The following is a 26,780-nucleotide window of genomic DNA, read 5'->3' as shown; positions in this document are numbered from 1 at the left end:
ATAAAGTTTTCATGAGACCTACAGGAAACTGAAGGCGTTTTATATGAAGGATGGGGGATACCAAATGGCCATGAAAATAAGCAATGAACAATTTAAAGACCGTGTCGATAAAGGGATTCATGACGATTTTATGCGCGGGGCAGTTTCCGGTGCACAGGATGGAATGGGCATAAAAAGGCGACTTGTGACCGAGGAACTTGGAAACTGGGAAGACTGGCGATCACATGGAGAAGAAATCCGCCAGCATGTGCTTGAAAACTTGGATTATTATCTTGAGCAGCTTAGTGTAAATGTCGCCAAAAGAGGCGGGCATGTATTTTTTGCCCAAACAAAAGAAGAAGCAAACGAGTATATTCGTAGCGTTGTGAGGCAGAAAGATGCCAAGAAAATTGTAAAATCAAAATCCATGGTAACGGAGGAAATCAGCTTAAATACAGCTTTGGAACAAGAAGGCTGTGAGGTGATTGAAACGGACCTTGGTGAATACATTCTTCAAGTTGATGATCATGATCCTCCATCACATATTGTGGTACCGGCGTTACATAAAAACAAGGAACAAATTCGAGACGTGTTTACAGAAAAACTTGGTTATAAAAAAACGTCAAAGCCAGAAGAATTAGCCTGGCATGCCCGGGAAATGCTTCGAGAAGAATATTTATCCGCCGATATTGGTATTACCGGATGTAACTTTGCGGTGGCAGAAACGGGTTCCTTTAGTTTAGTGACGAACGAAGGAAACGCTGATTTAGTTACAGCATTGCCAAAAACACAGATTACCGTAATGGGGATGGAACGGATAGTCCCTACTTTTGAAGAAATGGAAGTATTGGTTTCACTCTTAACAAGAAGTGCTGTGGGTCAAAAGTTAACCAGTTATATCACCGTCCTTACAGGACCAAGAGAAGAATTAGATGTGGATGGACCAGAGGAATTCCACCTTGTGATTGTTGATAATGGCCGCTCCAAGATTTTAGGGGGAGAATTCCAATCAGTCTTGCAATGTATTCGCTGTGCGGCGTGCGTAAATGTGTGTCCTGTCTATCGTCATGTTGGCGGCCATTCATACGGTTCTATTTATTCAGGACCTATAGGGGCCGTGCTTTCACCGCTTCTCGGCGGTTACAATGAATTTAAAGAGCTGCCGTATGCTTCCACCCTTTGCGGGGCATGTACGGAAGTTTGTCCGGTAAAAATCCCACTGCATAACCTCCTTCATAAACATCGAGAAGTGATCGTTGAGAAGGAAGGAAAGGCACCGATATCAGAAAAACTAGCAATGAAAGCGTTTGGATTGGGGGCAGCGTCACCAACATTATACAAGATTGGGTCCAAGATTGCTCCAACCGCATTGAATCCATTTACGTCTGGAGACAAGATTTCTAAAGGCCCTGGACCATTAAAAGCTTGGACGGAAATCCGTGAGTTTCCAGCACCAAATAAAGAGAGATTCAGAGATTGGTTTAAAAACCGCGAGAAAGAGGGCAAATAACATGACTGGTACAATACAAAATCGTGATTCATTCTTAAATCAAATTGCCAGCCAGCTTGGCCGTCCCCGTATTTCTACCAAAATCGAGCGGCCAGCATGGAGATTTAGACCGCAGGATGAGGTATTAAAAGGAGCAACGCAAGATGAGTTAGTAGAAGTGTTAGCAGAGCAGTGTAAAAAAATCCATACTAGCATGTATACCACGGACCTTAAAGACTTATCATCCACTCTTCATGAGGTTGTTACTAGTTATGGCGGGGGACCAATCGTCACGTGGAAGGATGAACGGTTTTTACAATGGGGGCTTGATCCTTTACTGAAAACACAATGGCCAAGCCAGGATTTCGATGTGTATGAATGGGATTATATAAAGGGTCCAGAGAATATTACAAAAGCAGAAAAAGCGAATGTTGGAATTACGATTAGTGAAATCACATTGGCCGAGTCAGGAACAGTAGTATTATTCAGTGATCAGGATAAAGGCAGAACAGTAAGCTTTTTACCTGCGACTTATATCGCGCTGATTCCAAAAAGTACGCTAGTACCAAGAATGACACAAGCTGCACAAAAAATGAGAGAAGTTCATGAAAAAACAGGACATGTGGCTTCTTGTATCAATTTTATAACTGGACCTAGTAATTCAGCAGATATCGAATTAAATTTGGTGGTTGGCGTTCATGGGCCAGTAAAGGCTTCTTATATCGTGATTAATGATTTATAACCGAATTACAAAGGAGCGATTTCCTTGAAAGTAGGATTTATTGGAACTGGATGGTTTGCCAAAACACATGCAGCTATATTAGCAGGCATAGATGGAATAGAGGTAACAGCATTTTGTGGTACAAGTATGGAAAAGGCTGAAAAAGAAGCAAGAAACTGGTCAAATGCAAAGGGTTTTACAAATGTTGACGAGATGCTAGATAAACAAAAACTCGACGCTGTTTATATTTGTGTACCACCAATGGCGCATAGCGAGATAGAGTATGCTTTGATAGATAGGAACATTCCCTTTTTTGTAGAAAAGCCACTAGGTATAGATGAACAACCGTTTGAAATTGCAAAGAAAATAGATGAAACAGGTCTCATTACATCGGTTGGCTACCACTGGCGTTATAAAGAAACCACAAAGAAAGCCTTATCCTTACTTGATAACCGTAAAGTTGGGATTGCCCTTGGCTATTGGATGGGAGATATGCCCATGGTTCCTTGGTGGAGAGATGTAAATAAATCTGGGGGACAATTTGTTGAGCAGACTACACATATTGTAGATCTTTTACGTTTCCTGTGCGGTGAAATTACGGAAGTTTATGCTGCCTATGGCAGTGCAATCATGCAGGAAAAGGTTGACGGAACCACTGTGTCAGATGTGGGCAGTGTCACAATGAAGCTGCAGAATGGCATGGTTGCAACGATATCAAATACCTGTATCCTGAATCATTCAAATAAGGTAGGTTTGGATTTATTTACAGAAGAAGGAATCATCGAGCTGCGAAATGAGCTCTTAAGAGAAATCAAAGGTAAACAAATACTAGAACATAAAGACCAAGGAAATCCATATATTGAAGAAAATAAGATATTTCTTGAAGCAGTTAAAACCGGTAACATAGAAAAAATATTATCAGACTACAAAGATTCTCTAAAAACGTACCAAGTTACTCTTGCAGCCAATCAATCAGCAATGAGCGGGCAGCCAATAAGATTGGAATTATAATAAAAGAACGAAAGTCGACAAGTCTATTTGCTTGTCGACTTTTTATATAGGCAGGTGTTGATTTTTTTCACAAAAACCTGATGAAGGACAAATCTTATTGGGAACTCTTCAGATTTGTCTCTCATCAACCTAATGAAGGACAAATCTCAATGGGAACTCTCCAGATTTGTCTCTCATCAACCTTATGAAGGACAAATCTCAATAGGAGCTCTCCAGATTTGTCTCTCATCAACCTTATGAAGGACAAATCACATTGGGAACTCTCCAGATTTGTCTTTCATCAACCTTATGAAGGACAAATCTCATTGGGAACTCTTCAGATTTGTCTCTCATCAACCTTATGAAGGACAAATCACATTGGGAACTTTCCAGATTTGTCTCTCACCAACCTTATGAAGGACAAAACTCATTGGGAACTCTTCAGATTTGTCTCTCATCAACCTATGACGGAAAAATCCCGCTCAGAACTCTCCAGATTTGTCCTTCGTTGACCTTTTATACAGTTGTACTAGAAATCAACAATCAAAATTTAACAAAGCTTTTCATATAAAAATCAAAAAAATAAAAGATTTATAAGTTTACTATTCAAAAACAAACAAACATATAATATAATAAAACACAAGATAACAAACATAATTACAAACAAACGGGGGAACTAATCAATGGTTAAGAATTTATGGGAAAGTGAAAAAGCTTCACAAGTAGCAAAAGGGGTAGAAGAATTAGTGTATCGTTCCAATTTGATTGGAACCGATCGTGCCGTATGTAACTGGGGTGGCGGCAATACTTCCATGAAGACAACGGAAAAAGATTTCCGTGGACGTGATATTGAGGTTATGTGGGTTAAGGGAAGCGGCTCTGATTTAGCAACGATGAAGGCTCAAAACTTTACGGGTCTTAATTTAGAGGATATTCGTCCATTATTCGAACGTGATGAAATGACAGATGAAGATATGGTGGCATATCTTTCACATTGTATGATTGACAGCAAGCATCCAAGAGCTTCAATCGAAACGTTATTACACGCTTTCTTACCATTCAAGCATGTTGACCATACACACCCAGACGCCATTATCAGCCTTTGCTGTGCAGACAACGGCAAGCAGATTGCAGAAGAGATTTTTGGAAATCGTTTTGTTTGGGTACCCTATGTACGCCCTGGCTTCGCACTTTCAAAAATGATCGCAGAAGGCGTAAGAAACAATCCAAATGCTGAATTAGTATTAATGGAAAAACACGGACTGGTTACTTGGGGAGAAACTTCAGAAGAGTCTTATGCAAAAACAATCGAAATTATCAATGAAGCGGAAAGCTTTATCAATGCAAAATCAAATGAAGAAACTGCTTTTGGCGGTCAAAAATATCAATCTCTTTCCGATGAAGAAGCAACTAGTATCCTAGCAAAGGTTATGCCAATCATCCGTGGTGAAGTAAGTGAAGAAAAGAAAATGCTCTTAACGTATGATCGCGGGGAAGATGTGCTTCAATTTGTTAACAGCTATCAGGCTCCTGAACTTTCACAAATCGGAGCAGCATGTCCAGACCATTTAGTTCACACAAAAATGGTTCCACTCTACATCAATTGGGATCCGCAAACAAAAGATGTTGAAAGCTTAATCGCAAGCATTAAGGAAGGAGTTGCAAGTTTCAAAGAAGGCTACAAAGCTTACTTCGAACGCAACAAAAATGAAGGCGACAAAATGTTTGAACCAGCTCCACGTGTTATTTTAATTCCTGGAGTAGGTATGGTAAATTCCGGTAAGGATGTAAATAACTCAAGAGTAAGCGGTGCACTGTACCACCGTGCGATTGCGGTGATGAAGGGTTCTACCACTCTAGGAAACTTTGTTTCTTTAAGTGAAAACGAATCTTATAATGTGGAATACTGGCCATTAGAATTATACAAATTGACCCTTGCTCCTGCTGAAGCTGAATTTTCTCGTAAAGTAGCCTTCATCACTGGTGGTGCAGGCGGTATCGGCAGTGCAACTGCCCGTCGTTTAGTATCTGAAGGAGCTCATGTTGTGCTGGCAGATTTAAATCTTGAAGGTGCAGAAAAAGTAGCAGCCGAAATTAACGAGCAATACGGTGCTAATCGTGCCCTTGCGGTTAAGATGGACGTTACAAGTGAAGAGCAAGTACAAGCTGCATTTGATCAAACAGCTCTTACTTTTGGCGGCGCAGACATTATCGTTAACAATGCAGGTCTTGCTACATCTAGTCCATTTGACGAAACTACTCTTAAAGAGTGGAACTTAAATATGAATGTTTTAGGAACTGGCTATTTCTTAGTGGCACGTGAAGCATTCAAGCAAATGAAGGGTCAAGGAATCGGCGGTAACATGGTATTTATCGGATCTAAAAACTCTGTGTACGCTGGTAAAAATGCTGCAGCATACAGCTCTGTTAAAGCACTTGAAACACACTTAGCAAGATGTATCGCAGCAGAAGGCGGCGAGTTTGGAATACGTGTTAACTCTGTTCTGCCAGATGCAGTCCTTCAAGGTTCAGCCATTTGGGGATCAAGCTGGCGTGAGGAACGTGCGGCAGCGTACGGAATCCACCCAGATCAATTAGAAGAACACTATCGTAAACGAACGACATTACTAGTAAATATCTATCCAGCAGACATTGCTGAATCCATCGCATTCTTTGCTTCATCAAAATCTGATCGAACAACAGGATGTATGTTAACGGTTGATGGCGGGGTTCCAGCTGCGTTTACAAGATAAGAGATTTAAGCCAACAAAAAGAAATGAAGTGGATTTGCTCACTTCATTTCTTTTTTATTTTCCATATCTCATATAGGAATTAGTTCCTAGTGTGTAATAGGAATTTATATTCAATTTTGTTGAAGCACTGAATTTTAAACATTATTAACTGTTTTTCTTATAACTGAAAATCAAGCTATGGCGCTAATATAAGTATGAAAACGCTGTCAATATAACGCAAAAGGGGATGGTTTCAGAGAAATCAAAGCTAGGTTAGTAGATAAAAATACAGGGTATAGGGAGGAAAGTTTTTGAAAATGAAGCGGAGAAATTCAAGAAAGTATGTTGCCGTTTTTCTTAGTTTATTATTACTACTAGCCTTGGTTCCCGCTGGGCCAATACAAGTATCGGCGGAAGAACCAGCACTTTCAAAAAAGTTTGACTTTGGAACACCAACAAGTTCCGTCAAAGATGGCTATACAAAAGTTTCTTCAGAAACAGCTTATTCAGCAGAAACAGGCTACGGTTTTGCTGATATCTCCAAGGTAACCTCACAAGATCGATCAACATCAGACTCCTTGAAATCAGATTTTATTACAACAACAGAGACTTCCTTTAACGTTGACCTGCCAAATGGTGATTATTTGGTCACTGTCATTGCTGGCGACAATAACGATACGACAAATGTAGGCATTAAGGCTGAAAATATCCAAAAGGTTCAAAATACTGATGTGAAAAATGGTGAATTTATTGAACGTAAGTTTGAAATTGCCCTAATAGACGGACAATTAAATGTTGAATTTACTGGTGCAAACCCAAAAGTAAACGGATTAACCATTGAGAAACTTCCGGAAAGAACAGCAGGAGAACTTCCCATCGTTTATATTGCTGGAGACTCAACGGTTCAGACTTATGATGAATATTGGCGACCAGAAGCTGGCTGGGGTCAAATGATTCCTCGCTTTTTTAGCTCGGATGTAACCTTTAAGAACCACGCTATTGGCGGAAGAAGTACAAAGTCTTTTATCAATGAAGGCCGCTTAGATAACGTGTTAAGAGAAATAAAACCAAACGACTTTTTCTTAATCCAATTTGGTCATAACGATGCAACCATCAGTATTCCTGAACGATATGCATCTGTCCCAGATTATAAAAATTATTTAAAAACGTATATTAATGGTGCTCGTCAGCGGGGAGCGGTTCCCATTCTAGTGACCCCGGTTGGCAGACGTGATTTTAATGCAGCAACAGGAAAGTTTAATGTCAGCTTCCCTGAGTATGTGCAGGGTATGAAAGACGTAGCGGCAGAAATGAATGTAAATGTGGTTGACTTAAGTGCACGAAGTGTTGCCTACTACGATACCATTGGGCCTGAGGGAAGTCTATCTGTATTTTTACATACAGACCCGGGTGTTTATGCTGCATTTCCAAATGGTTCACAGGATAATACACACTTCCAAGAATACGGAGCAATCCAGCTCGCTCGTCTGGTTTCAGATGAAATTAAAAATCTGAATATTTCGCTTTCTCAGTATGTTACGGGTATCGAACCTCCAGCTATCTTTCCAGCGAAACCAGCTGACGTGGCGGTAAGCAGCATTAGTAACGCAGGTGCGCTTGTCACGTGGAAAGTTGTTGAAGGTGCAGACATCTATAGGGTTTACCGTAAATTATCAACTGACAGCGAATATAAATTGATCGGAACTTCTACTATTTCTCAACTGAATATCACAGGAATGGAAGAAGGAAAAACATATGATGTAGTGGTTTCTGCTATAAATGGTAAAGGAGAATCAGAATTATCGGATGCAAAACAATTCACAACGAAGAAAGCTACGTTAAAATTTGACTTTGGTTTAGCAGGTAATCCAATTGCCGAAGGTTATACAGGTGTCAATTTATCCACCATATACACCGCTGAAAGAGGTTATGGAATCGTTGATTCAAAAGGGATGATTGGCCGTGACCGCGGTACCGGTGGAGATCTTCTTCGCGACTGGCTGGGCTATTTTAATGTTGGCTGGAAATTTAATGTCGATTTACCAAACGGGCTTTATGCATTAAAAGTCTATGTTGGTGATTTCACAGGAAGTGCCAGAACAACTCTAGCGGTGGAAGGTCAGGATTATGGTACAATTTCTGCACCTAAAAATAACTATACAACTAAAGTTGTATCACAGGTATCCGTTAAAGATGGTCAAATGAATTTTAATTTTGCTGGTTCAACAGCCATTGTAAACGGTGTTGAAATAACCCCCATTTTGATAGCCCCGTCCGAACTTAAATTGGATGAGAAATCGTTGGATGCGGAAAATCCGCTTGTGACTCTATCTTGGAAAGCAGTTGAGGATGCGGTTAAATATAATGTTTACCGTAAAGTGGCAGGCACAAGTGAGTTTACCCTAGCCGGCAGCAGCACAACAACATCCTACACGGATAAAAGTGTAGATGTAGGCATGGAATATGAGTATGTGGCAACAACCGTTGACAATGCTAATGTGGAAACCGATCCTTCACTGTCTTTAAAGGTAGTAATGGTGGATCCAACACACCCAGTTCCAGCAGCACCAGACCACTTAAAGGTAGGCGAAGTAAACAAGAATGACCTTACAATAAGCTGGGATAAGGTAGTAGGAGCGATAACGTACAATGTATATCGTTCTAATAAGGAAAAAGGAACGTATGAACTCATTGGTAAAACCAAAACAACATCCTACAAAGATGAAAGTGTGTTAACAACGATTCCTTATTTTTATAAGGTTGCAGCTGTTAATGCTGGCGGTATTTCAAAACAGTCTGAAATTTTGAAAACACCAGCAGTAACCAAACTTAAAAGACAAATGGAAGAGCTTGACCGGGCACCAGTTGCCATGAAATCAGAAGAAGGTGTTTTTGTCAGCTGGAGAATGCTTGGAACAGATCCTGAAAGCATTAGCTTTAACATTTACCGTGATGGTGAAAAGATTAATGCTAAACCAATTGCAGCCAGCACCAACTACGTTGATAAGGATGGGAAAGCTGAATCCATTTATGAGGTTCGTGCGATCCTTGACGGCAAAGAAAGAAAAACAAAGGATACTACGAAGGTATTGAATCAAAATTACTTTGATATTCCGCTTAACAAACCAGCAGAAGGCGTGACACCACTTGGTGATCCATATTCCTACCGTGCGAATGATTCAAGTGTTGGTGACCTAGATGGAGATGGAGAGTATGAATTGGTGATAAAGTGGGATCCAACCAATTCCAAGGATAACTCTCAAGCAGGCTATACAGGCAATGTATATGTAGATGCCTATGAAATGGATGGTACCTTAAAGTGGCGAATTGATTTAGGAAAAAATATTCGTGCAGGTGCACACTACTCACCATTCCTTGTTTATGATTTTGATGGAGATGGTAAAGCTGAGATTGTTTTCAAAACGGCAGATGGAACGAAAGACGGGCAAGGTACAGTTATCGGCAGAGCAGAAACGGACCACCGTAACAGTACAGGTTACGTTCTCCAGGGTGCAGAGTACTTGACTGTATTTGACGGAGTTACTGGAAAAGCACTGGATACAACGGATTATGAACCAGCCCGAGGAGACGTAGGTGCCTGGGGTGACACATACGGTAACCGAGTTGACCGATTCCTGGCAGCTGTTGCTTATCTAAATGGTGAGACACCAAGCATTATTATGGCACGTGGATACTATACGCGATCAGTTCTTGCTGCATACACCTTTAAAAATGGCAAATTGACAAAACAGTGGATCTTTGACTCTAACGATGAAGGTCAAAGAGATTATGCTGGTCAAGGGTATCATAATTTAAGCGTGGCGGATGTCGACACAGACGGTAAAGACGAAATTGTGTATGGCCAAGCAGTAATTGATGATAATGGAAAAGGGCTGTATACAACAGGTTTAGGACATGGGGATGCTCAGCATGTAAGTGATCTTGATCCTACAAGACCAGGACTTGAAGTATTTGCTGTTCAAGAGCATAAAGAAGGTCCATACGGATATGACATGCGCGACGCGGAAACGGGTGAAATCCTCTGGGGTGTGAAAACAGGCCAAGATACTGGTCGAGGAGTGTCAGCGGACATTGACCCTAGGTACGAGGGTGCAGAAGCGTGGGCAATCTCAGGTGCTTGGAACAGTAAAGTCGGCGGAATTCATACGGCAAAAGGTGAAAAAATCTCCGAGAACATTCCTTCGAGTAATTTTGCGATTTGGTGGGACGGTGACTTGTCTCGCGAGTTAGTCGATCATAAATGGGATGACGCAGCATTAACAGGCGTTGGAACGATTGATAAGTGGGACTATGAAAATAGTAAGTTGGTAAATATCCTTACCGCTGATGGAACACAATCTAATAACGGCACAAAAGGAAATCCTGTGCTGCAGGCAGATTTGTTTGGTGACTGGAGAGAAGAAATCATTTGGAGAACCGATGATAGCAGTGCTTTAAGGGTATACATGACTACGGAGGAAACCGACAATAGAATATACACCTTAATGCATGATTCTCAATATCGTTTATCGATTGCGTGGCAAAACGTCGGCTATAACCAGCCGCCGCATACCAGTTTCTTCCTTGGAACAGGGATGGAGAAACCTCCTGCACCGAGCATCGATGTAGTAGAAATACCAGATGTAAATGCACCAGAAACAGAAAGTGAAGTTATCGGGGAAGTACAGAAAGGATGGTATCATAACTCGGTTACAGTGAACTTGAATGGATATGACTATCAGTCTGGTATGAAAGCAACCTATTATTCATTAAATGGATCCGTAGAACAGGAAGGCAATACGGTAACGATAACAGAAGATGGCAAACATGTTCTTGAATATTGGAGTGAGGACCAGGCAGGTAATATTGAACAAAAAAAATCAGTTGCTATTAACATTGATAAAACTGCTCCGGAAATCATCTTCTCGGTCGAGGACGGTACACAATTCACAGTAGACCAACAAATTAGCATTACTTGTAAAGCAACAGATGCTCTATCAGGAGTCGCTTCATCAACATGTGAAGATGTTTCTGTACCGGCATACGAGCTTGGTCTAGGAGGCCATACGTATACGGCAGAAGGGGAAGATGTTGCTGGCAACCATTCTGTGAAATCTGTTACGGTCAATGTTATTGTTAACTTTGACAGTCTTGGAGAACTTACAAAAATGTTCCTAACTGGATATGGCATTGAAAATTCTCAAGCAAATTCTTTAGAAATAAGTAATAAAGGAAACTCTTACATTGCTAAACTAGAAGCAGCCAAAGAAGCTGATGAACGAGGTAATAATAGTGCTAGAGACGGACAACTAAAAGCCTTTATCAATGAGGTTAAAGCTAAAACGAATACTGACTTCACAGATAATCAGGCACAAATATTAATTGAATTTGCAGAAGTATTAATGAAATAATAAGCAGGTCCCAAAGTGGTCTCCATTTTGGGATCTGTTTTATTTAAAATTCCGAATGATTTTGTAATAAACTTAGTTTATGCGATAGACAAACTAAGTTTCTCTAGCTATAATAAAAATAAAATTAACGTATTTATTTTACAAGATTACTAAAATCATTACCTATTATTTATTTAACTGAAAGCGTTAACATGGGGCGAAAAGTATACAAATTAAAATGTGCTGGCAGTTTATGACTACCAGCACATTTTAAATATTTGATGATACACACAATTAAATAACTTCAGATGATAGCTTAATTAATTCATATTAATTGGAGGGGAATATATGTCAAGATTAGTGGAAATGCAGGAAGGTTCATTTTATACAGGGCAATATCGCAACCTATTTAAAGAAATTGGAAAAACAGATGAAGAAATCTCAACTAGAATTCAACAAAATTGGGAAGAGTTATTTAATGGAAATGAAGATACAAGAATCTACTATCCTGTTGGCGAAGATTTAGGGTACATGTTGGATACAGGAAACCTGGATGTACGGACTGAGGGCATGTCATATGGAATGATGATGGCTGTACAAATGGACAATAAAGATGTTTTCGACCGCTTGTGGAAGTGGACGATGATGAACATGTATATGACAAGCGGAGAAAACGCCGGCTATTTTGCCTGGTCCTGTAACCCAGACGGTTCAAAGAGAGCTTATGGTCCTGCACCTGATGGGGAAGAATTTTTTGCAATGGCATTGTTTTTTGCCTCACACCGCTGGGGAGATGGTGCTGCGCCTTTTGATTACAGCATTCAAGCAAGAGACTTACTTAGGACTTGTATACATAAAGGTGAAAATGGTGAAGGATATCCAATGTGGAATCCTGAGAATAAACTCATTAAATTCATACCTAACTGTGAGTATTCCGATCCATCTTATCATTTACCTCACTTTTATGAACTATTTGCACTTTGGTCTTACGAGGAAGATCAGCCATTTTGGAAGGAAGCAGCTGTTGCCAGCAGGGAGTATTTAAAAATTGCTTGTCATCCAATAACAGGCTTGGCGCCGGAGTATGCGTATTATGATGGAACGCCACACAATGTAAATGGTTATGGGCATTTCTTCAGCGACTCCTATCGTGTTGCAGCAAACATCGGGCTGGATTTTGAGTGGTTTAGAGGAGATGAGTGGGAGCGGCAAGAAGCAAATAAAATTCAAGCCTTCTTTGCGGACAAAGCCCCTGCTGACTATCGTAGATACACGATTGCCGGTGAACCATTCGAAGAAAAATCTCTTCATCCTGTTGGTTTGCTTGCAACCAACGCCATGGCTTCTCTAGCGGCTGATGATATTGAGGGTAAAAAATGGGTGGAATTGTTGTGGAATACTCCGGTTAGAACTGGGGTTAGAAGATACTATGATAACTGCTTATACTTCTTTAGTATTTTAGCTTTGAGTGGCAACTATAAAATTTGGATGCCAAATGAATAGATTAATAAAAAGAAAGGTCCGCAAGGTTTTATTTTGCGGGCCTTCTCTATAAATGGAATAGTATTAATTATTCTTTGATAAATTCCTAAATACATATTAAGCGTGTAAAAAATAGGAGAGTGACGGAAATGAACAAAGTTTTATTAGTAGATGATGAAATGTATTTCCGCAAAGGATTAAGAAATTTAATAAATTGGGAAGATTGTGGCTTTAAGGTAGTCGGAGAAGCCGCAAACGGCGAAGATGCCCTTAAGATGATCCATGATTTAAACCCGGACCTTGTGATTACAGATATCCGTATGCCTGTACTTGATGGAATTGGACTCATTAAACAAGCCATAGAAATAGAGGGAATTCAAACTAAATATATTGTTATCAGTGGATATAGTGATTTTAAATATGCACAACAAGCATTAAGGTACGGAGTTCACGATTTTGTATTAAAGCCAATTGAACAAGATGAAATTGAACAAACACTTAGAGTACTATCAAAAACGTTAAACGAGGAAAAAAAGCTTCAGGAACAAAGGCTGGAAGATCAAGTAAAAATAGTGTTTCATCATCTTTTGTCTGGAGAGGTAGAGGAGTATGATTCCAAAGACCTTTTAAAACTCCTTTCCCTTGGAAACCCAAGCGAGTTTTTTTACCTAATGGTTGAAGTAAATGGAGTGTATGAGTCTAGCAAGATAAGACAAGTAAAATCTACATTAGCCGATGTAATTCGAAATGTTTGTGAACGCAAAGAAAGAATCTGTATTCAAGAGATATCAAATGGTGTATTGGGTGTGTTAATTACCTCCAATCACTTATCAAGGTTTCAAATGAGCCTAAAGAAATTGATTACTTGGGTAAGGAAAGAACTGACGAACAGGATCCCCAAGAATTTTACATTTTATGTTGGTGAAGGAGTATCAAGCCTTTCTTTGTTAAAAGATTCCTACGAAACGGTGGAAAAGGTACAGCAGCATAAATATGCAAATAACGAAGATGGACTCCTTTTCTTTGAAAAGATTGTAGATAAACCAATTACCTTTGCGGAGCTGGACGAAACAGTATATCATCCATTAATTGAACAAATTGAAGAAGAATCTACATCTATGATTCTGCATTCAATAGACGTACTTTTTCAGTCTCTTGTCTCAAAGAAACTATCTCAAACTGCAGTTCTTGCTACACTTACTAGTTTTATACAAAATGTTCATAAAATTATTACGAAGATGGGAGGAGATCCTTCAAGTTTACAATCGTATCGGGTTATTTTTTACCTGCAAAATTACCCATTGACCATAACTCAAATAAAGGAATTGATTATTGGTTTTGTAGTTGAGTGTAAAGATGAAATTTCTAATTTGAGGAAGCAGACTGCAAATGGTGAAGTTCACAAAATAAAACAATATATTGACTTACATTACCATGAGAATATTAGCTTAAAAACCATTGCTTCTAAGTTTTTTATGAATCCAGTATATTTGGGGCAATTGTTTAAGAAAACATATGGAATCTACTTTAAGGATTATCTCCTGCAAGTAAGAATTAACGAGGCAAAAAAGCAGCTGCGCCAATCCGAAAAAAGAATTTATGAAATAGCAGAAAGCGTTGGATTCAATAATACGGATTATTTTGTCACTATTTTCGGAAAGTTAGAGAAAATCACACCATCTGAGTATCGGAATAAATTAATAAACCATAGAAAAGTGATAAAAAAATGAGTAGGTCAACCCGAAGTTTTCATAATATTCGTTTAAAAAACAAAATGTTGATCATGTACTTTTTTGCTGTATTCATTCCAATCGTATTAACAAATGTAATCTTTTATATTGTTACAATTGAAAATGTTAAAAAACAGCAAATGGATGATAGCACATTGGCATTGCAGCAGATTAATAATGAATTTAAAAGGATTATTGACGAGGCTGTAGGAATATCTTCTTCCTATTATACTAACTTAAATTTAAATCTATTTTTAGAAACGGATTATATGTCAGATATAGAATATATCGAAAGACATTATAGTTTTTTAAGGAATCTCAATCAGACTAACCCATTAAATCCATCTATTAACAGCATTCGCTTTTATACGGATAACCAAACAGTGATCTATTCTGGCGGGGTTTATCCAATTGACAGCCTTGAACAATCAATACACTTCAAGGATGAGCTTACTAAAAGTAATGGCTCGCAAATACTGATTGATACACCTTCAAATAAAAATTTAGAAACCTTTAGTATTATCCGTAATTTGGATTACTTTTATAAAGATAAACAAAAATTTGTGAAGGTTGAACTAAATTCCTCAGCGATAAGAGGCATCTTTAACAACGTAACTTTTAAAGGGGATGTATACTTACTAAATGAAAGAGGAGAGATTGAATACACAACCAATCGTTTCTTAACACATTCGGATAAGTCTGTTAATTTTAATCAAATAAATAAAGAGAAGAATCAGGTTACCATCCGTACGAAACTAAATAGCGGTTCTTATTTAAACGACTGGACAATTGTAGGTACCATATCGGAAGAAACAATGCTTACAACGGTTAATAAATCTAAACTCTTTATTTTCTTGCTGGCATGCATAAACTTCTTAGCACCAACTATTATTATTGTGATTATTTCTAGATCATTTTTGATTCGATTACATCGGATTTTACGCCATGTAAAGAGGATGGAAAACCAAAACTTTGAGCTAATTGATGACCAGGAATTTGAAGATGAAATTGGTCAATTAACAAGTGAATTTAATCGAATGACTAAAAAAATCAAGGATTTAATCAACGATGTGTTATTAGTTAATATTCAAAACAAGGATTTAGAAATTAAACGAAACCGGGCACAGTTAAGTGCACTGCAAAGCCAAATCAATCCTCATTTTTTATTTAACGCTTTAGAAACCATTCGAATGAGAAGCTTAATGAAGGAGGAAAAAGAAACCGCGAAAATCATTCATAATATGGCTAAAATTTTTAGAAACTCCCTGACGTGGGGGAGGGACTTTGTACCAATTAGGGATGAAATAAATTTAATTATTAGTTTTTTAGAAATTCAAAGATATAGATTCGGAGATAAATTGGATTATGAAATTCATGTGGATGAATCTACAGAAGAATATAAAATTCCCAATATGGCCATTTTACCATTTATAGAAAACGCAAGCATTCATGGAATTGAACCATTGAAGGAAAATGGCAAAATTAATCTATCAATTTCTTTAAAAGATAATCTCCTAACCTGTGTTATTAAAGATAATGGGGTTGGAATGACGGGAGGGAAGAGAAAGCAATTATTAGCATCATTAAAAAATGAGGAAGATATAGGGGAGAATGTTGGAATTAAAAATGTTTATTATCGCTTGAATCTATACTATCCGGATCAGTTCTATTTTAATATTGATAGTCATCTAGACTATGGAACAATCATCACCATTCAATTGCCACTTCAGATAGATAGCCAAATACACGGCAATTTAGAAAAAAACCTATACTTTATTAAATAACATCTATAGTTTTTAGGTAGTGAGAAAAAGCTATTCCATTCTATAATGAAAGTGCTTTCATAAAAGAAATGGGGGGTAAGCAAATGTTTAAGAGTAAGATTTTTATGGTGCTTCTAATGTTTGTGCTGCTAGTGTCTGTAGCAGGATGCACAAAAGACGAAAGTTCAAGTGGTAAAGCAAGTAAATCAGGTGACTCAAAGGAACCAGTAACATTCAGTTATTACAATGCAGCAAGCCCTGGTAAAGATATGAATACGAACGAAACAGTGATTGGGAAAGAGCTCGAAAAACAAACTGGGGTAAACTTTAAGGTAGAATATGCTGTCGGTGATATTAACACTAAAATTGGTACAATGATTGCAAGCGGTAAGTATCCAGATCTATTAGTTCCAGATGCTGCTTTACCCAAAGTATTAGATGCAGGTGCTTTTATTGAGCTTAATGATTTAATCGACAAACATGCCCCAAATATTAAAAAACTATATGGTCCATATTTAAATAGAATGAAAGATAAAGATGGAAAAATTTTCTTTATTCCTATGGAAGCTAGCCAAGGATTTATTGCTAACCCTAATATTGACCAAGGTGCATTTTGGGTTCAACGTGCAGTATTAAAAGAAGCTGGCTATCCTAAAATTAAAACTCTTGATGAATATTTTAAGTTAATTGAAGATTACCAAAAGAAGCATCCAGAGGTAGAAGGAAAATCAACAATTGGGTTTACAGCTTTAACTTATGACTGGAGATTCTTTGCTCTATCAAATACTCCTAACCATCTAGCGGGTTACCCAAATGATGGCGGCGTACAGGTTGATATGAAAACACATGAAGCTAAGGTTTACGGAAACAATGATGACACAAAACGTTATTTAAAAGAATTAAATGAGTTAAATAGCAAAGGATTGTTTGACAAGGAAGCGTTTGTTGGTAACTATGATGAATACCTTGCAAAGTTAACATCTGGACGTGTACTAGGGTTCTTTGACTACGGATGGCAAATTGGACAAGCAGAAGATAATCTTAAAAATGCCGGTGTTGATGATAAGCGTTATATGGCTTTACCAATTACATTTGATGAAAATACAAAAGATCAATATTTAGATCCACCATCATTTGTATCTAACCGTGGTGTTGGTATTACTGTTAGTGCAAAGGATCCTGTTCGTATCATTAAGTATTTGGACAATATGGTCAAAGAAGAAAACCAAAAACTAATTCTGTGGGGAATTAAAGGCGAAACTTATGAAGTAAATGATGAAGGTCGTTTCCATCGTACAGAAGAACAAATTGCTAAAACATCTGATGAGAAATTTAGAGAAGATTTTGGTTCTAAGATTTATGAATGGGGCTGGCCTCGTGGAAATGGACTTTACGCCGATGGTAATGCTTGGGAGCCAAGAAGGCAAGCAGAAGTTGCTCAAATGTCCTACACAGACGGAGATAAAAAATTGCTAGAAGCATATGGAGTTCAAGTGTTCTCTGACCTTTTTGCCAAGCCGGAGGATCGTCCTTGGTATCCAGCTTGGAGTGTACAACTTGAAGAGGGATCAAAGGAACAAATATTCTCTCAAAGACAAACAGATTTGCAAAAGAAATATTATCCTAAATTAGTTTTAGCGAAACCTTCAGAATTCGAATCCATTTGGACAGAGTATAAGAAAGAATATAATGCTCTGGATGTAAAGGTTTACGAGGAGACGATGACCAAGGAAATCAAAAAGCTAATTGACCTAGCTAAGTAATAGAAAAAGAGGAGAAGGCCGATATTGCCAAATTGGCTTTTCGGCTTTCTCCTTTATATAACATTAATCCTCAAGATCATAAGCCGCACCTTGGCGTCAGGTGTGTGAATGATTATTCTGAGGTGTGGCTTATGATGATGATTTTATAATGTTTGCTTACTAAAGAGGAGGGGGTAAATATGCAAATGGAGTCAAGAGTAACAGAGGAGGGAATCGATACCTCCATATTGGTTCAGCCAAAAAAATCTAAGGAAATATTTATTAAGAAAATGATGACACAAAAAGCATTGATTGCAATGAGTTTTCCATTTTTGATATGGTTATTCATTTTCAAATACATTCCATTGTGGGGTTGGTCAATTGCTTTCCAGGATTTTAAACCTGCTAAAAGTCTGCTTGACCAGGAATGGATTGGGCTTGAACATTTTAAATTTTTATTTACTGACCCTAATTTTTACCGCGTGCTGCGTAACACACTTGGTATGAGCACCATTAACCTAGTTTTAGGTTTTGTCACTGCAATTGGTCTTGCCCTCCTATTAAATGAAATTAGACATGCTAAGTTTAAAAAATTGGTCCAAACGATTAGTTATATGCCCCATTTTATTTCGTGGGTAGTTGCAGCTAGTATCATCTCTTACTCTCTTTCCCTTGATAACGGTATCGTCAATATCGTCTTATTAAAATTAGGGATCGTCGATGAACCCATTCTATGGCTTGGTAAGGAAACGTGGTTTTGGGGAATCAATGGGGTATCCGATATTTGGAAAAATGTGGGATGGAATACCATCATTTATTTAGCTGCTATTACAATGATTGACCCTGAGCAATATGAGGCAGCTGATATTGACGGTGCTACTAGGTTACAGCGTATCCGATATATCACATTGCCTTCTTTAAAACCAACTATCATTATTTTGATGATCATGAATTTAGGATATATCTTAGAATCAGGCTTTGAGGCTCAATATCTATTAGGAAATCCATTAAATCTCGCCTATTCGGAAAACTTGGATATTTATGTATTAAAATACGGGATTTCATTAGGTAACTTCTCGCTTGCCACTGCTGCAGGAATATTTAAGACGGTCGTTAGTTTCATTTTCTTATTTACAGCAAACCATATTGCCAAACGCTTTGATCAGCCAAGGCTTTTCTAGGAGGGATTTTTATGGGGAAAAAACGACTTTTTAAAGCAACCAGGTATCATTCAGGACCAGGTGATTATATTTTTGATGTTTTTAATTACACGTTTATGGTTTTCCTTTGTGTTGTAATGTTGTATCCGTTTCTAAACCAAATGGCGGTTTCTTTAAATGATGCAAATGATTCCATAAAAGGCGGAATTTTTCTCTGGCCTAGAGAATTTACTTGGGCAAATTATCAACATGTATTTGGTGAGGCTAGCATCATACAATCATTCGTGATTTCAGTTTTACGAACGCTCATCGGAACATTGACTTCCGTCCTTGGTACTGCAATGGTTGCTTATACCATTAGCCGCAAGGATTTCGTGTTTAAAAAATTTGTGACCATCGCCTTTGTTCTAACGATGTATTTCAATGGAGGACTAATTCCAAACTATTTGCTAATCAAGGAACTAAATTTATTAGATAGCTTTTGGGTATATATTTTACCTGGTATCATTGGAGTATTTAATCTTATTGTTATTCGGTCATTTATTGAGGGAATTCCTGAGAGTTTATTCGAATCAGCAAAAATTGATGGGGCAGGAGATTTTACTATTTTCATTAAAATTGTACTCCCATTATCAATGCCGGTCTTAGCTACTGTTTCATTATTTGTTGCCGTTTATCAATGGAATTCATGGTTTGATGTTTTCTTGTATAATTCTTCTGTTCCAGAATTAAGTACTTTGCAATATGAACTTATGAAAATTCTACAGAACTCAAACGCGTCAATGTCAGGTAAAACTGCCGCAGATGCTTTTGCGAGTAGTAATTCTTCTGCAAACTCAGTAACACCTACTTCCATTAGAGCAACCATGACCATTATTGCGAGTTTACCAATCATCATGGTTTATCCATTCCTGCAAAAATATTTCGTAAAAGGATTAACATTAGGCGGAGTAAAAGGTTGAAAAAAGAATCAGGTGAGTTCTCTCATCTGATTTTTTTAATAAAATTATCGAATTAAGGAGAGATACATAATGGTGAAAACGACAGTAGAAGTTCCTTCTTTATCAAAGGTGTATGAAGCATCTTTTCATATTGGTGCCGCAGTGAATGTAAGAACGATAGAGTCACAAAAAGATTTACTAAGAAAACATTTTAATAGTATTACAGCCGAAAATGATATGAAATTCATTGAAATTCAACCTGTTGAGGGACAGTTTACGTTTGAAAAAGCTGATCAATTGGCTGCCTTTGCGAAGGAAAATGGAATGAAGATGCGCGGGCATACATTAGTCTGGCATAATCAGACGCCTGAATGGGTATTTGAAGGCGCTGATAGAGAAACACTTTTACAACGAATGAAGGAACATATTACTGCGGTAATGAACAGATATAAAGGGACAATTTTCTGCTGGGATGTGGTAAATGAAGCGGTAACGGATGAGGGTCCAGAATTATTACGTTCTACAAAATGGTTAGAAATAATCGGAGAAGATTATATCGAAAAAGCATTTGAATTTGCACATGAGGCAGACCCGGACGCCCTGCTTTTTTACAATGACTATAATGAATCCAATCCAGAAAAACGCGAAAAAATCTATAAGCTTGTGAAATCATTGGTAGATAAAGGTGTTCCCATTCATGGAGTTGGTCTCCAAGCGCATTGGAATCTTGTAAATCCAAGACTAGAAGATATCCGTATAGCGATTGAACGATACGCCTCTCTGGGCTTGAAGCTTCACCTGACAGAATTGGATGTATCCGTTTTCAACTTTGAAGATAAGCGAACTGATCTCACGGAACCAACCCATAAAATGCTAGATTTGCAGGCTGAAAGATACCAGCAAATATTTCAATTGCTGAGAGAATATCGAAATCATATTACTTCGGTAACCTTTTGGGGAGCAGCCGATGATTATACCTGGTTAAGCGATTTTCCTGTTAAAGGCAGAAAAAATTGGCCGTTTTTATTTGACGAAAATCATCAGGCAAAAGAATCTTTTTGGAAGGTTGTACAATATTAAACATGGATAAATAGAGATCTCGGGCAGGAAAGGGATAATAGAAGATATTACCTTTGAATCCTAATACGAGTAAGGATTAGCCGTTTTGTCACTAATCGTAAATCCCTTACTTATCCTAAACGAAAATAATAGGAGGTTTTAATCAAATGACAGGAAAAAATGCTCTTGGAACTAACGTGATTGCTCAAATAGGTATTCTCGTTCATGATATTGAGAATACGAGCCAGAACTATGCTGATTTTTTTGGTATCGAAAAACCTGAATGGAGTTTAACAGATACATTAGAACTTGCGGAAACAGAGTTTGAGGGGAACCCGACTGAGGCTCGTGCGAAACTAGCATTCTTTGACATGGGCTCTCTTCAATTAGAATTAATCGAACCGGATCATCATCCAAGTACTTGGCGGAAGCATCTGGATGAGCACGGTGAAGGCCCGCACCATATTGCTTTCTTTATAGAAGGAATGAAAGAAAAAATTGCCATAATGGAAAATAAACAAATGCCGTTACTTCAAAAAGGTGAATACACCGGTGGAAGATATGCGTACATGGACACATTCAAAGACCTTAAAATTATCATGGAATTGTTGGAAAACGATAGATAAATAGGTTCTGGAGGAGATGCCTAAAAAGCTACTCCTCTCCTTTTATATTAAATAATAGGTGGGATAATAGAATGCGAATTTTGATAACGGGTGCCAATAGAGGTCTTGGATTGGCTTTAGCACAGGTTGGGGCAGAAAGAGGTCATCAAATTATTGCTGGTGTGAGAGATCTCCGGAAAAGTACAGAAAGTTTAACACAAACTGAAATGTATAAATCAATTTCACTGCTGCCTTTAGATGTAACAGATGAAGAGTCAGTGTCATCCGCAGCTAGTACAGTGAAAGAAACCTTCGGAACGATTGATGCAATTATTAATAATGCAGGGGTATTGTTAGAACGTGATAAACAAATTGAGGACTTAGATCTTGACCAAGTGAAGATTACATTCGATGTTAATTTCTTTGGTCCGATGAGAGTGGTAAAACATTTTCTGCCTCTCTTAATGATGGGAGATCGTTCATCCATCATTAACATTTCCTCAGAAGCAGGGAGTATGTCCAACGCTTATGGTGGTGATTATGCATATGCTTCTTCAAAAACAGCATTGAACATGTTCTCACAGCAATTAAATCAGCATGTAAAGCATAATAATATTAACGTTTACTCGATACATCCTGGATGGATTAAGACAGATATGGGCGGGGAAAGAGCACCAGGGAACCCAATTGTTACTGCCAAAGGTATCTTTGATATTATGGAAGGAAAACGAGAGATTGACGGTAAGAATGTTTTTATCACCTATGAAGGGCAGCCAATGCCGTTATAATGGAAAAAGCTTACTCAATGAGTAAGCTTAAGCTCCCTGATATACACTATCGCATGTGCCGGCTTTTGGTTCATAATAACAATGCTGCTTAAATTGACCAGAATGTGGTTGACCGTACCATGTTGGAGGACATGGAGCATACGGATTAAAATACCAAAGGGCATATTTTGATGGGTGTTCTCTCCAATATTCTAAATTCTGTTTTGCTAATCTTTTTTCAGCAGATCTCGCTCGTTGATAAAATACATTCCCTTTTTGCACTGCTTCAAAAGAAAAATTTCCTCCTTGAACATGAAAAATGACATCGTTAACGTTTCTTAGATCTTTAAAGTCAGAACAATCTGCTTTCACACGATTAACAATAACATTTCCAACCATTAACATTCCCTGTTTTCCTTCACCCTCGGCTTCTGCCCGCATCATCCTTGCCATTAAGTCAACGTCTGAACTCCGGTAATTAATTCTTGGCATTTTCTCACCCCAGAGATATAGTATGAAAAACAGCCTGTATTGATGTCATTGTTTATTAAATTACATATGGAACGTTCTACAAGAGTCTTTACTGAATTATGGCGCTTTATTTTTTCTCTATTGTAGTATTATTAGATTCTATATACTAAAATTAAATTAAAGCTATATTTGAAAGCCCAGTCATGGAAGGGAGAAACTACTATTGAAACAAAACATCAAAGCAATCCTTACACCGATGAGTCCTAAAGAAAGAATTGCATATATATGGGATTATTACAAGTTTCATATTATTGGGACACTTGCGGTCATCGTCCTATTAGTCTCTTTTATTAGCAGTATTGGCGAGAAAAAAGAAGTGGTCCTAAATATGACCATTATTGGACAAGGGGTAAACTCAGATGGTGTCGTTCAATTACAAGATCAATTAACCAAAAAGCTGGTCCAAGACAAAGCGGATGAAGAAGTTTTTGTTCAATATTTAAATTATAATAAAGGTAGTATGGATCAGGCTTCGCAAGCAGCAATACAAAAAATGACTGCAGAGATTACGCTTGGCGGAATTGATTTAATGATCGTTGAGAAAGAACTATTTGACAAAATTTCATCACAACCATCATCATTACTAGCATTAAATGATATTAAGGGAACGGATAAACTGTTAAACTCTGATGACAAAGTTTACGGTATCCCTACATCTGAAATTCCTCTTTTGGCTCCACTCAAATTGGATGAAAACAAGGTGTTATGTGTCCCAAGTACAGCAAAAAACTTGAAGAATATCAATAAGTTTTTCTCAATAGTTTCCCAGTAGAATTAAAAGGAGATTCTTTCAACCTGAAAGAATCTTCTTTTGTCGTTATGGACCATGCTTGGGTGCAAATAAGGACAATAAATTAGTCGAATCACGTTATAGGAAAAATGAGATTTTTTAGTAAGATAGAGTTATTAGTAAGCGTTTCCAACAGAAAGGTGATGTTAATGCAAAAATACAGTATAGCCGTCGACATCGGAGCATCAAGTGGAAGACTAATATTGGGGTATCTTGAGGATGGACGATTAAAACTAGATGAAATTCATCGCTTTGAAAACAAGATTGTGAAAAAAAGGGATTCCTTTTGCTGGGTAGTAGATAAACTTTTTCAAGAAATCAAAAATGGACTAAAAAAATGCAAGGAGCTGGGCATAAAGCCAGACAGCATTGGAATTGATACATGGGCGGTTGACTTTTTGTTATTAGATGAAAAAGATCAACCATTAACCAATGCGGTTTCGTATCGTGACCCTCGGACGGATGGGATGATGGAAGCGGTCTTCAAGCTCTTTTCTAAAGAGCGGCTTTACCTTGAAACAGGCATACAGTTTCAGAAGTTTAATACAATCTATCAATTATTCTCTATCAAAAAAAACAATCCCGAAATCCTAGAAAAAGCAAAATCATTCTTAATGATACCCGATTATTTTAATTACTTACTTACAGGCAAGAAAGCCAATGAATACACCAATGCAACCTCTACACAGCTTGTAAATGCATTCACGAAACACTGGGATCATCAGATATTAGATGTGCTTGGGATAAATAAAGAAATGTTTCATGAAATTAAAGCTCCCAAAACAATTCTTGGTACACTTACAGAAAATCTCGTATCAGAACTTGGTTTTGACCTTCAAGTTATCCTTCCAGCCACACATGATACAGGTTCAGCGGTGATTGCCGTACCAGAAGAAGCTGAATCTATTTATATCAGTTCTGGAACTTGGTCACTAATTGGGGTGGAAAACTATTTTCCTATCTGTGTAACGAAGGCATTGGATTATAATTTTACCAATGAAGGCGGAATCGATTACCAATACCGCTTCTTGAAAAATATCATGGGTCTTTGGATGATCCAAGAAGTGAAGCGAAACTACAATGACGAATACTCCTTTGCACAGTTTGTGGATTTAGCAAGGGTGGCAGGGGATTATAAGGCGACGGTAAATGTAAACGATGACCGTTTTCTAAAGCCGGATAGCATGATTGAGGCCATCATGAACTATTGTATTGAAACGCAGCAGCCTGTACCAAGTACACCTGGTGAAGTGGCGAAATGTGTGTTTGATAGTTTAGCAGCAAGCTACCAAGAAGCTGTTGCAGAGATTGAAGAGATTTTTGAAAAGAAGTTTACCAAGATTAATGTTATTGGCGGCGGCTGTCAAAATGAAATGCTTAACCAGCTGATTGCTGATGTCACCCATAAAGAAGTCTATGCTGGACCTGTTGAAGCAACCGCAATTGGTAACATCGCGGCCCAATTAATGGCACTTGGAGAAATCAATGATATTAAAGAAGCGCGTTCGATTATTAAGGAGTCATTTGAAGTCAAAAAATATCTGCCAGCTCAACAAGTAATCAGCTAATTAAAGGAAGGAAGAATAAATATGACTATTAAAGAAAATTTTGAACTTGCGAAACAAACATATGCTAAATGGGGAGTAGACGTTGAAGAAGTAGTGGAAAAGCTAAAAAGCGTTCCCATTTCTATACATTGCTGGCAAGGCGATGATGTTGCCGGCTTCGAAGTAAACCAAAACGAATTATCAGGTGGTATTGATGTTACTGGGAATTATCCTGGTAAAGCGACCAATGCAGAAGAATTAAGAAGTGATTTAGAGAAGGCATTATCATTAATCCCTGGTAAACACCGAGTCAACCTTCATGCTATTTATGCAGAAACAAACGGTGAGGTGGTGGAACGTGATCAGCTGGAACCAAAGCATTTTGAAAACTGGATAAAGTGGGCAAAGGACAATGGACTAGGCTTGGATTATAATCCAACATTATTCTCACATCCAAAAGCGGATGATGGTTTAACTCTATCTCATCCAAGCGAAGAAATTCGTGAGTTCTGGATTAATCACTGTATTGGCAGCCGTAAAATTGGTGAATATTTCGGAAGGGAACTCGGTACACCTGCATTAACAAACATTTGGATTCCAGATGGCTACAAAGATATTCCAAGTGACCGTCTAACTCCGAGAAAAAGATTAAAAGAGTCATTGGATAAAATCTTTGCAGTGGAAACGGATGAAAGATATAATCTTGACGCTGTTGAAAGTAAAGTATTTGGAATTGGTTCGGAATCTTACGTTGTTGGCTCTCATGAATTTTATCTAAACTATGCCATGAAAAACAATAAATTGTGCTTACTAGATACTGGTCACTACCATCCAACAGAAACGGTATCAAACAAAATCTCCTCTATGCTTTTATTTAGCGAAAAACTTGCGTTGCACGTCTCAAGACCCGTTCGCTGGGACAGTGACCATGTTGTGATTTTCGATGATGAATTAAGAGAAATCGCATTAGAGATTGTGCGTAACGATGCCCTAGACCGCGTGATCATTGGACTAGATTTCTTTGACGCAAGTATTAACCGTGTTGCTGCTTGGACTATTGGTACACGCAACATGATTAAAGCGCTCCTTAATGCAATGTTAGTACCAAATGAATATTTAAAGCAGCTTCAAGAAGAAGGTAACTTTACAGAAAGACTAGCATTAATGGAAGAATTCAAAACATATCCATTTGGGGCAGTTTGGGATTACTATTGCGAAAAAATGGGTGTTCCAGTGAGGGAAGCGTGGCTAGAGGAAATTAGATCCTATGAAGCAGAGGTACTATCAAAGCGATAAAGTAATAATGTGAAAAAACAGACTCTATTGCACTGGACCCACTCATGTCGCATGAAGCTGACAAGT

Annotated in this window: 18 protein-coding genes; 17 read left to right on the top strand and 1 reads right to left on the bottom strand. The window is 38.0% G+C overall.

Annotated elements, in window-relative coordinates; all coding sequences use genetic code 11:
- Positions 1-64: 64 nt before the first annotated feature.
- The 14 genes from BANA01_RS13920 to BANA01_RS13855 all read left to right on the top strand — a co-directional run bounded on the left by BANA01_RS13920 (position 65) and on the right by BANA01_RS13855 (position 22,571).
- A complete protein-coding gene (locus BANA01_RS13920) occupies positions 65-1,489 on the top strand; it encodes a LutB/LldF family L-lactate oxidation iron-sulfur protein (protein WP_063253546.1) in 1,425 nt (474 codons plus the stop codon).
- 1 nt (position 1,490) lies between these two features.
- Positions 1,491-2,210: a LutC/YkgG family protein gene (locus BANA01_RS13915; protein WP_063253545.1), complete on the top strand. Its 720-nt coding sequence runs from the start codon at positions 1,491-1,493 to the stop codon at positions 2,208-2,210.
- A gap of 24 nt (positions 2,211-2,234) precedes the next feature.
- The gene (locus BANA01_RS13910) at positions 2,235-3,200 is read left to right on the top strand and encodes a Gfo/Idh/MocA family protein (RefSeq protein ID WP_326160899.1); all 966 of its coding nucleotides are present in this window, start codon (positions 2,235-2,237) and stop codon (positions 3,198-3,200) included.
- 662 nt (positions 3,201-3,862) lie between these two features.
- Positions 3,863-5,932, top strand: coding sequence for a bifunctional aldolase/short-chain dehydrogenase (locus BANA01_RS13905; protein ID WP_063253543.1), 2,070 nt, complete (start codon positions 3,863-3,865; stop codon positions 5,930-5,932).
- Between the two features lie 296 nt (positions 5,933-6,228).
- Entirely contained in the window at positions 6,229-11,322 is a 5,094-nt protein-coding gene (locus tag BANA01_RS30725; RefSeq protein ID WP_082799527.1) for a rhamnogalacturonan lyase family protein, read from the top strand.
- A 327-nt stretch (positions 11,323-11,649) separates the two neighbouring features.
- Complete coding sequence (locus BANA01_RS13895; protein WP_063253542.1) at positions 11,650-12,804, top strand: family 8 glycosyl hydrolase; 1,155 nt, start codon at positions 11,650-11,652, stop codon at positions 12,802-12,804.
- Positions 12,805-12,932: 128 nt separating this feature from the next.
- Entirely contained in the window at positions 12,933-14,513 is a 1,581-nt protein-coding gene (locus BANA01_RS13890; RefSeq protein ID WP_063253541.1) for a response regulator transcription factor, read from the top strand.
- On the top strand, positions 14,510-16,297 hold the full coding sequence (locus BANA01_RS13885; protein WP_063253540.1) for a sensor histidine kinase: 1,788 nt from the start codon (positions 14,510-14,512) through the stop codon (positions 16,295-16,297). The genes BANA01_RS13890 and BANA01_RS13885 overlap by 4 nt, the downstream gene beginning before the upstream one ends.
- Before the next feature lie 83 nt (positions 16,298-16,380).
- The gene (locus BANA01_RS13880) at positions 16,381-18,039 is read left to right on the top strand and encodes an ABC transporter substrate-binding protein (protein ID WP_063253539.1); all 1,659 of its coding nucleotides are present in this window, start codon (positions 16,381-16,383) and stop codon (positions 18,037-18,039) included.
- Positions 18,040-18,224: 185 nt separating this feature from the next.
- The gene (locus BANA01_RS13875; RefSeq protein WP_169803696.1) at positions 18,225-19,199 is read left to right on the top strand and encodes an ABC transporter permease; all 975 of its coding nucleotides are present in this window, start codon (positions 18,225-18,227) and stop codon (positions 19,197-19,199) included.
- A gap of 11 nt (positions 19,200-19,210) precedes the next feature.
- Positions 19,211-20,140 (top strand): carbohydrate ABC transporter permease, encoded by a 930-nt coding sequence (locus BANA01_RS13870; RefSeq protein ID WP_063253537.1) that lies wholly within the window; start codon positions 19,211-19,213, stop codon positions 20,138-20,140.
- A 69-nt stretch (positions 20,141-20,209) separates the two neighbouring features.
- A complete protein-coding gene (locus BANA01_RS13865; protein WP_063253536.1) occupies positions 20,210-21,199 on the top strand; it encodes an endo-1,4-beta-xylanase in 990 nt (329 codons plus the stop codon).
- 146 nt (positions 21,200-21,345) lie between these two features.
- Positions 21,346-21,804: a VOC family protein gene (locus BANA01_RS13860; protein WP_063253535.1), complete on the top strand. Its 459-nt coding sequence runs from the start codon at positions 21,346-21,348 to the stop codon at positions 21,802-21,804.
- A gap of 71 nt (positions 21,805-21,875) precedes the next feature.
- Positions 21,876-22,571, top strand: coding sequence for an SDR family oxidoreductase (locus BANA01_RS13855; RefSeq protein ID WP_063253534.1), 696 nt, complete (start codon positions 21,876-21,878; stop codon positions 22,569-22,571).
- 27 nt (positions 22,572-22,598) lie between these two features.
- Here the strand turns inward: BANA01_RS13855 and BANA01_RS13850 are convergent, their stop codons facing one another.
- Positions 22,599-23,042, bottom strand: coding sequence for a cell wall hydrolase (locus BANA01_RS13850; RefSeq protein WP_063253533.1), 444 nt, complete (start codon positions 23,040-23,042; stop codon positions 22,599-22,601).
- Between the two features lie 202 nt (positions 23,043-23,244).
- Here BANA01_RS13850 and BANA01_RS13845 point away from each other — a divergent pair, with 202 nt between their 5' ends.
- The 3 genes from BANA01_RS13845 (at position 23,245) to rhaA (ending at position 26,714) form a co-directional block, all read left to right on the top strand.
- A complete protein-coding gene (locus tag BANA01_RS13845; protein ID WP_063253532.1) occupies positions 23,245-23,853 on the top strand; it encodes a hypothetical protein in 609 nt (202 codons plus the stop codon).
- A 167-nt stretch (positions 23,854-24,020) separates the two neighbouring features.
- Positions 24,021-25,439: a rhamnulokinase gene (rhaB, locus tag BANA01_RS13840; RefSeq protein WP_063253531.1), complete on the top strand. Its 1,419-nt coding sequence runs from the start codon at positions 24,021-24,023 to the stop codon at positions 25,437-25,439.
- Positions 25,440-25,460: 21 nt separating this feature from the next.
- Positions 25,461-26,714 (top strand): L-rhamnose isomerase, encoded by a 1,254-nt coding sequence (rhaA, locus tag BANA01_RS13835; protein WP_063253530.1) that lies wholly within the window; start codon positions 25,461-25,463, stop codon positions 26,712-26,714.
- Positions 26,715-26,780: the final 66 nt, after the last annotated feature.

Source organism: Neobacillus niacini NBRC 15566 (genome assembly GCF_001591505.1).
Classification (GTDB): Bacteria; Bacillota; Bacilli; order Bacillales; family Cytobacillaceae; genus Neobacillus; species Neobacillus niacini.
The sequence above is the reverse complement of the archived record's forward strand: the minus strand, read 5'-3'. Positions and strand labels throughout refer to the sequence as shown.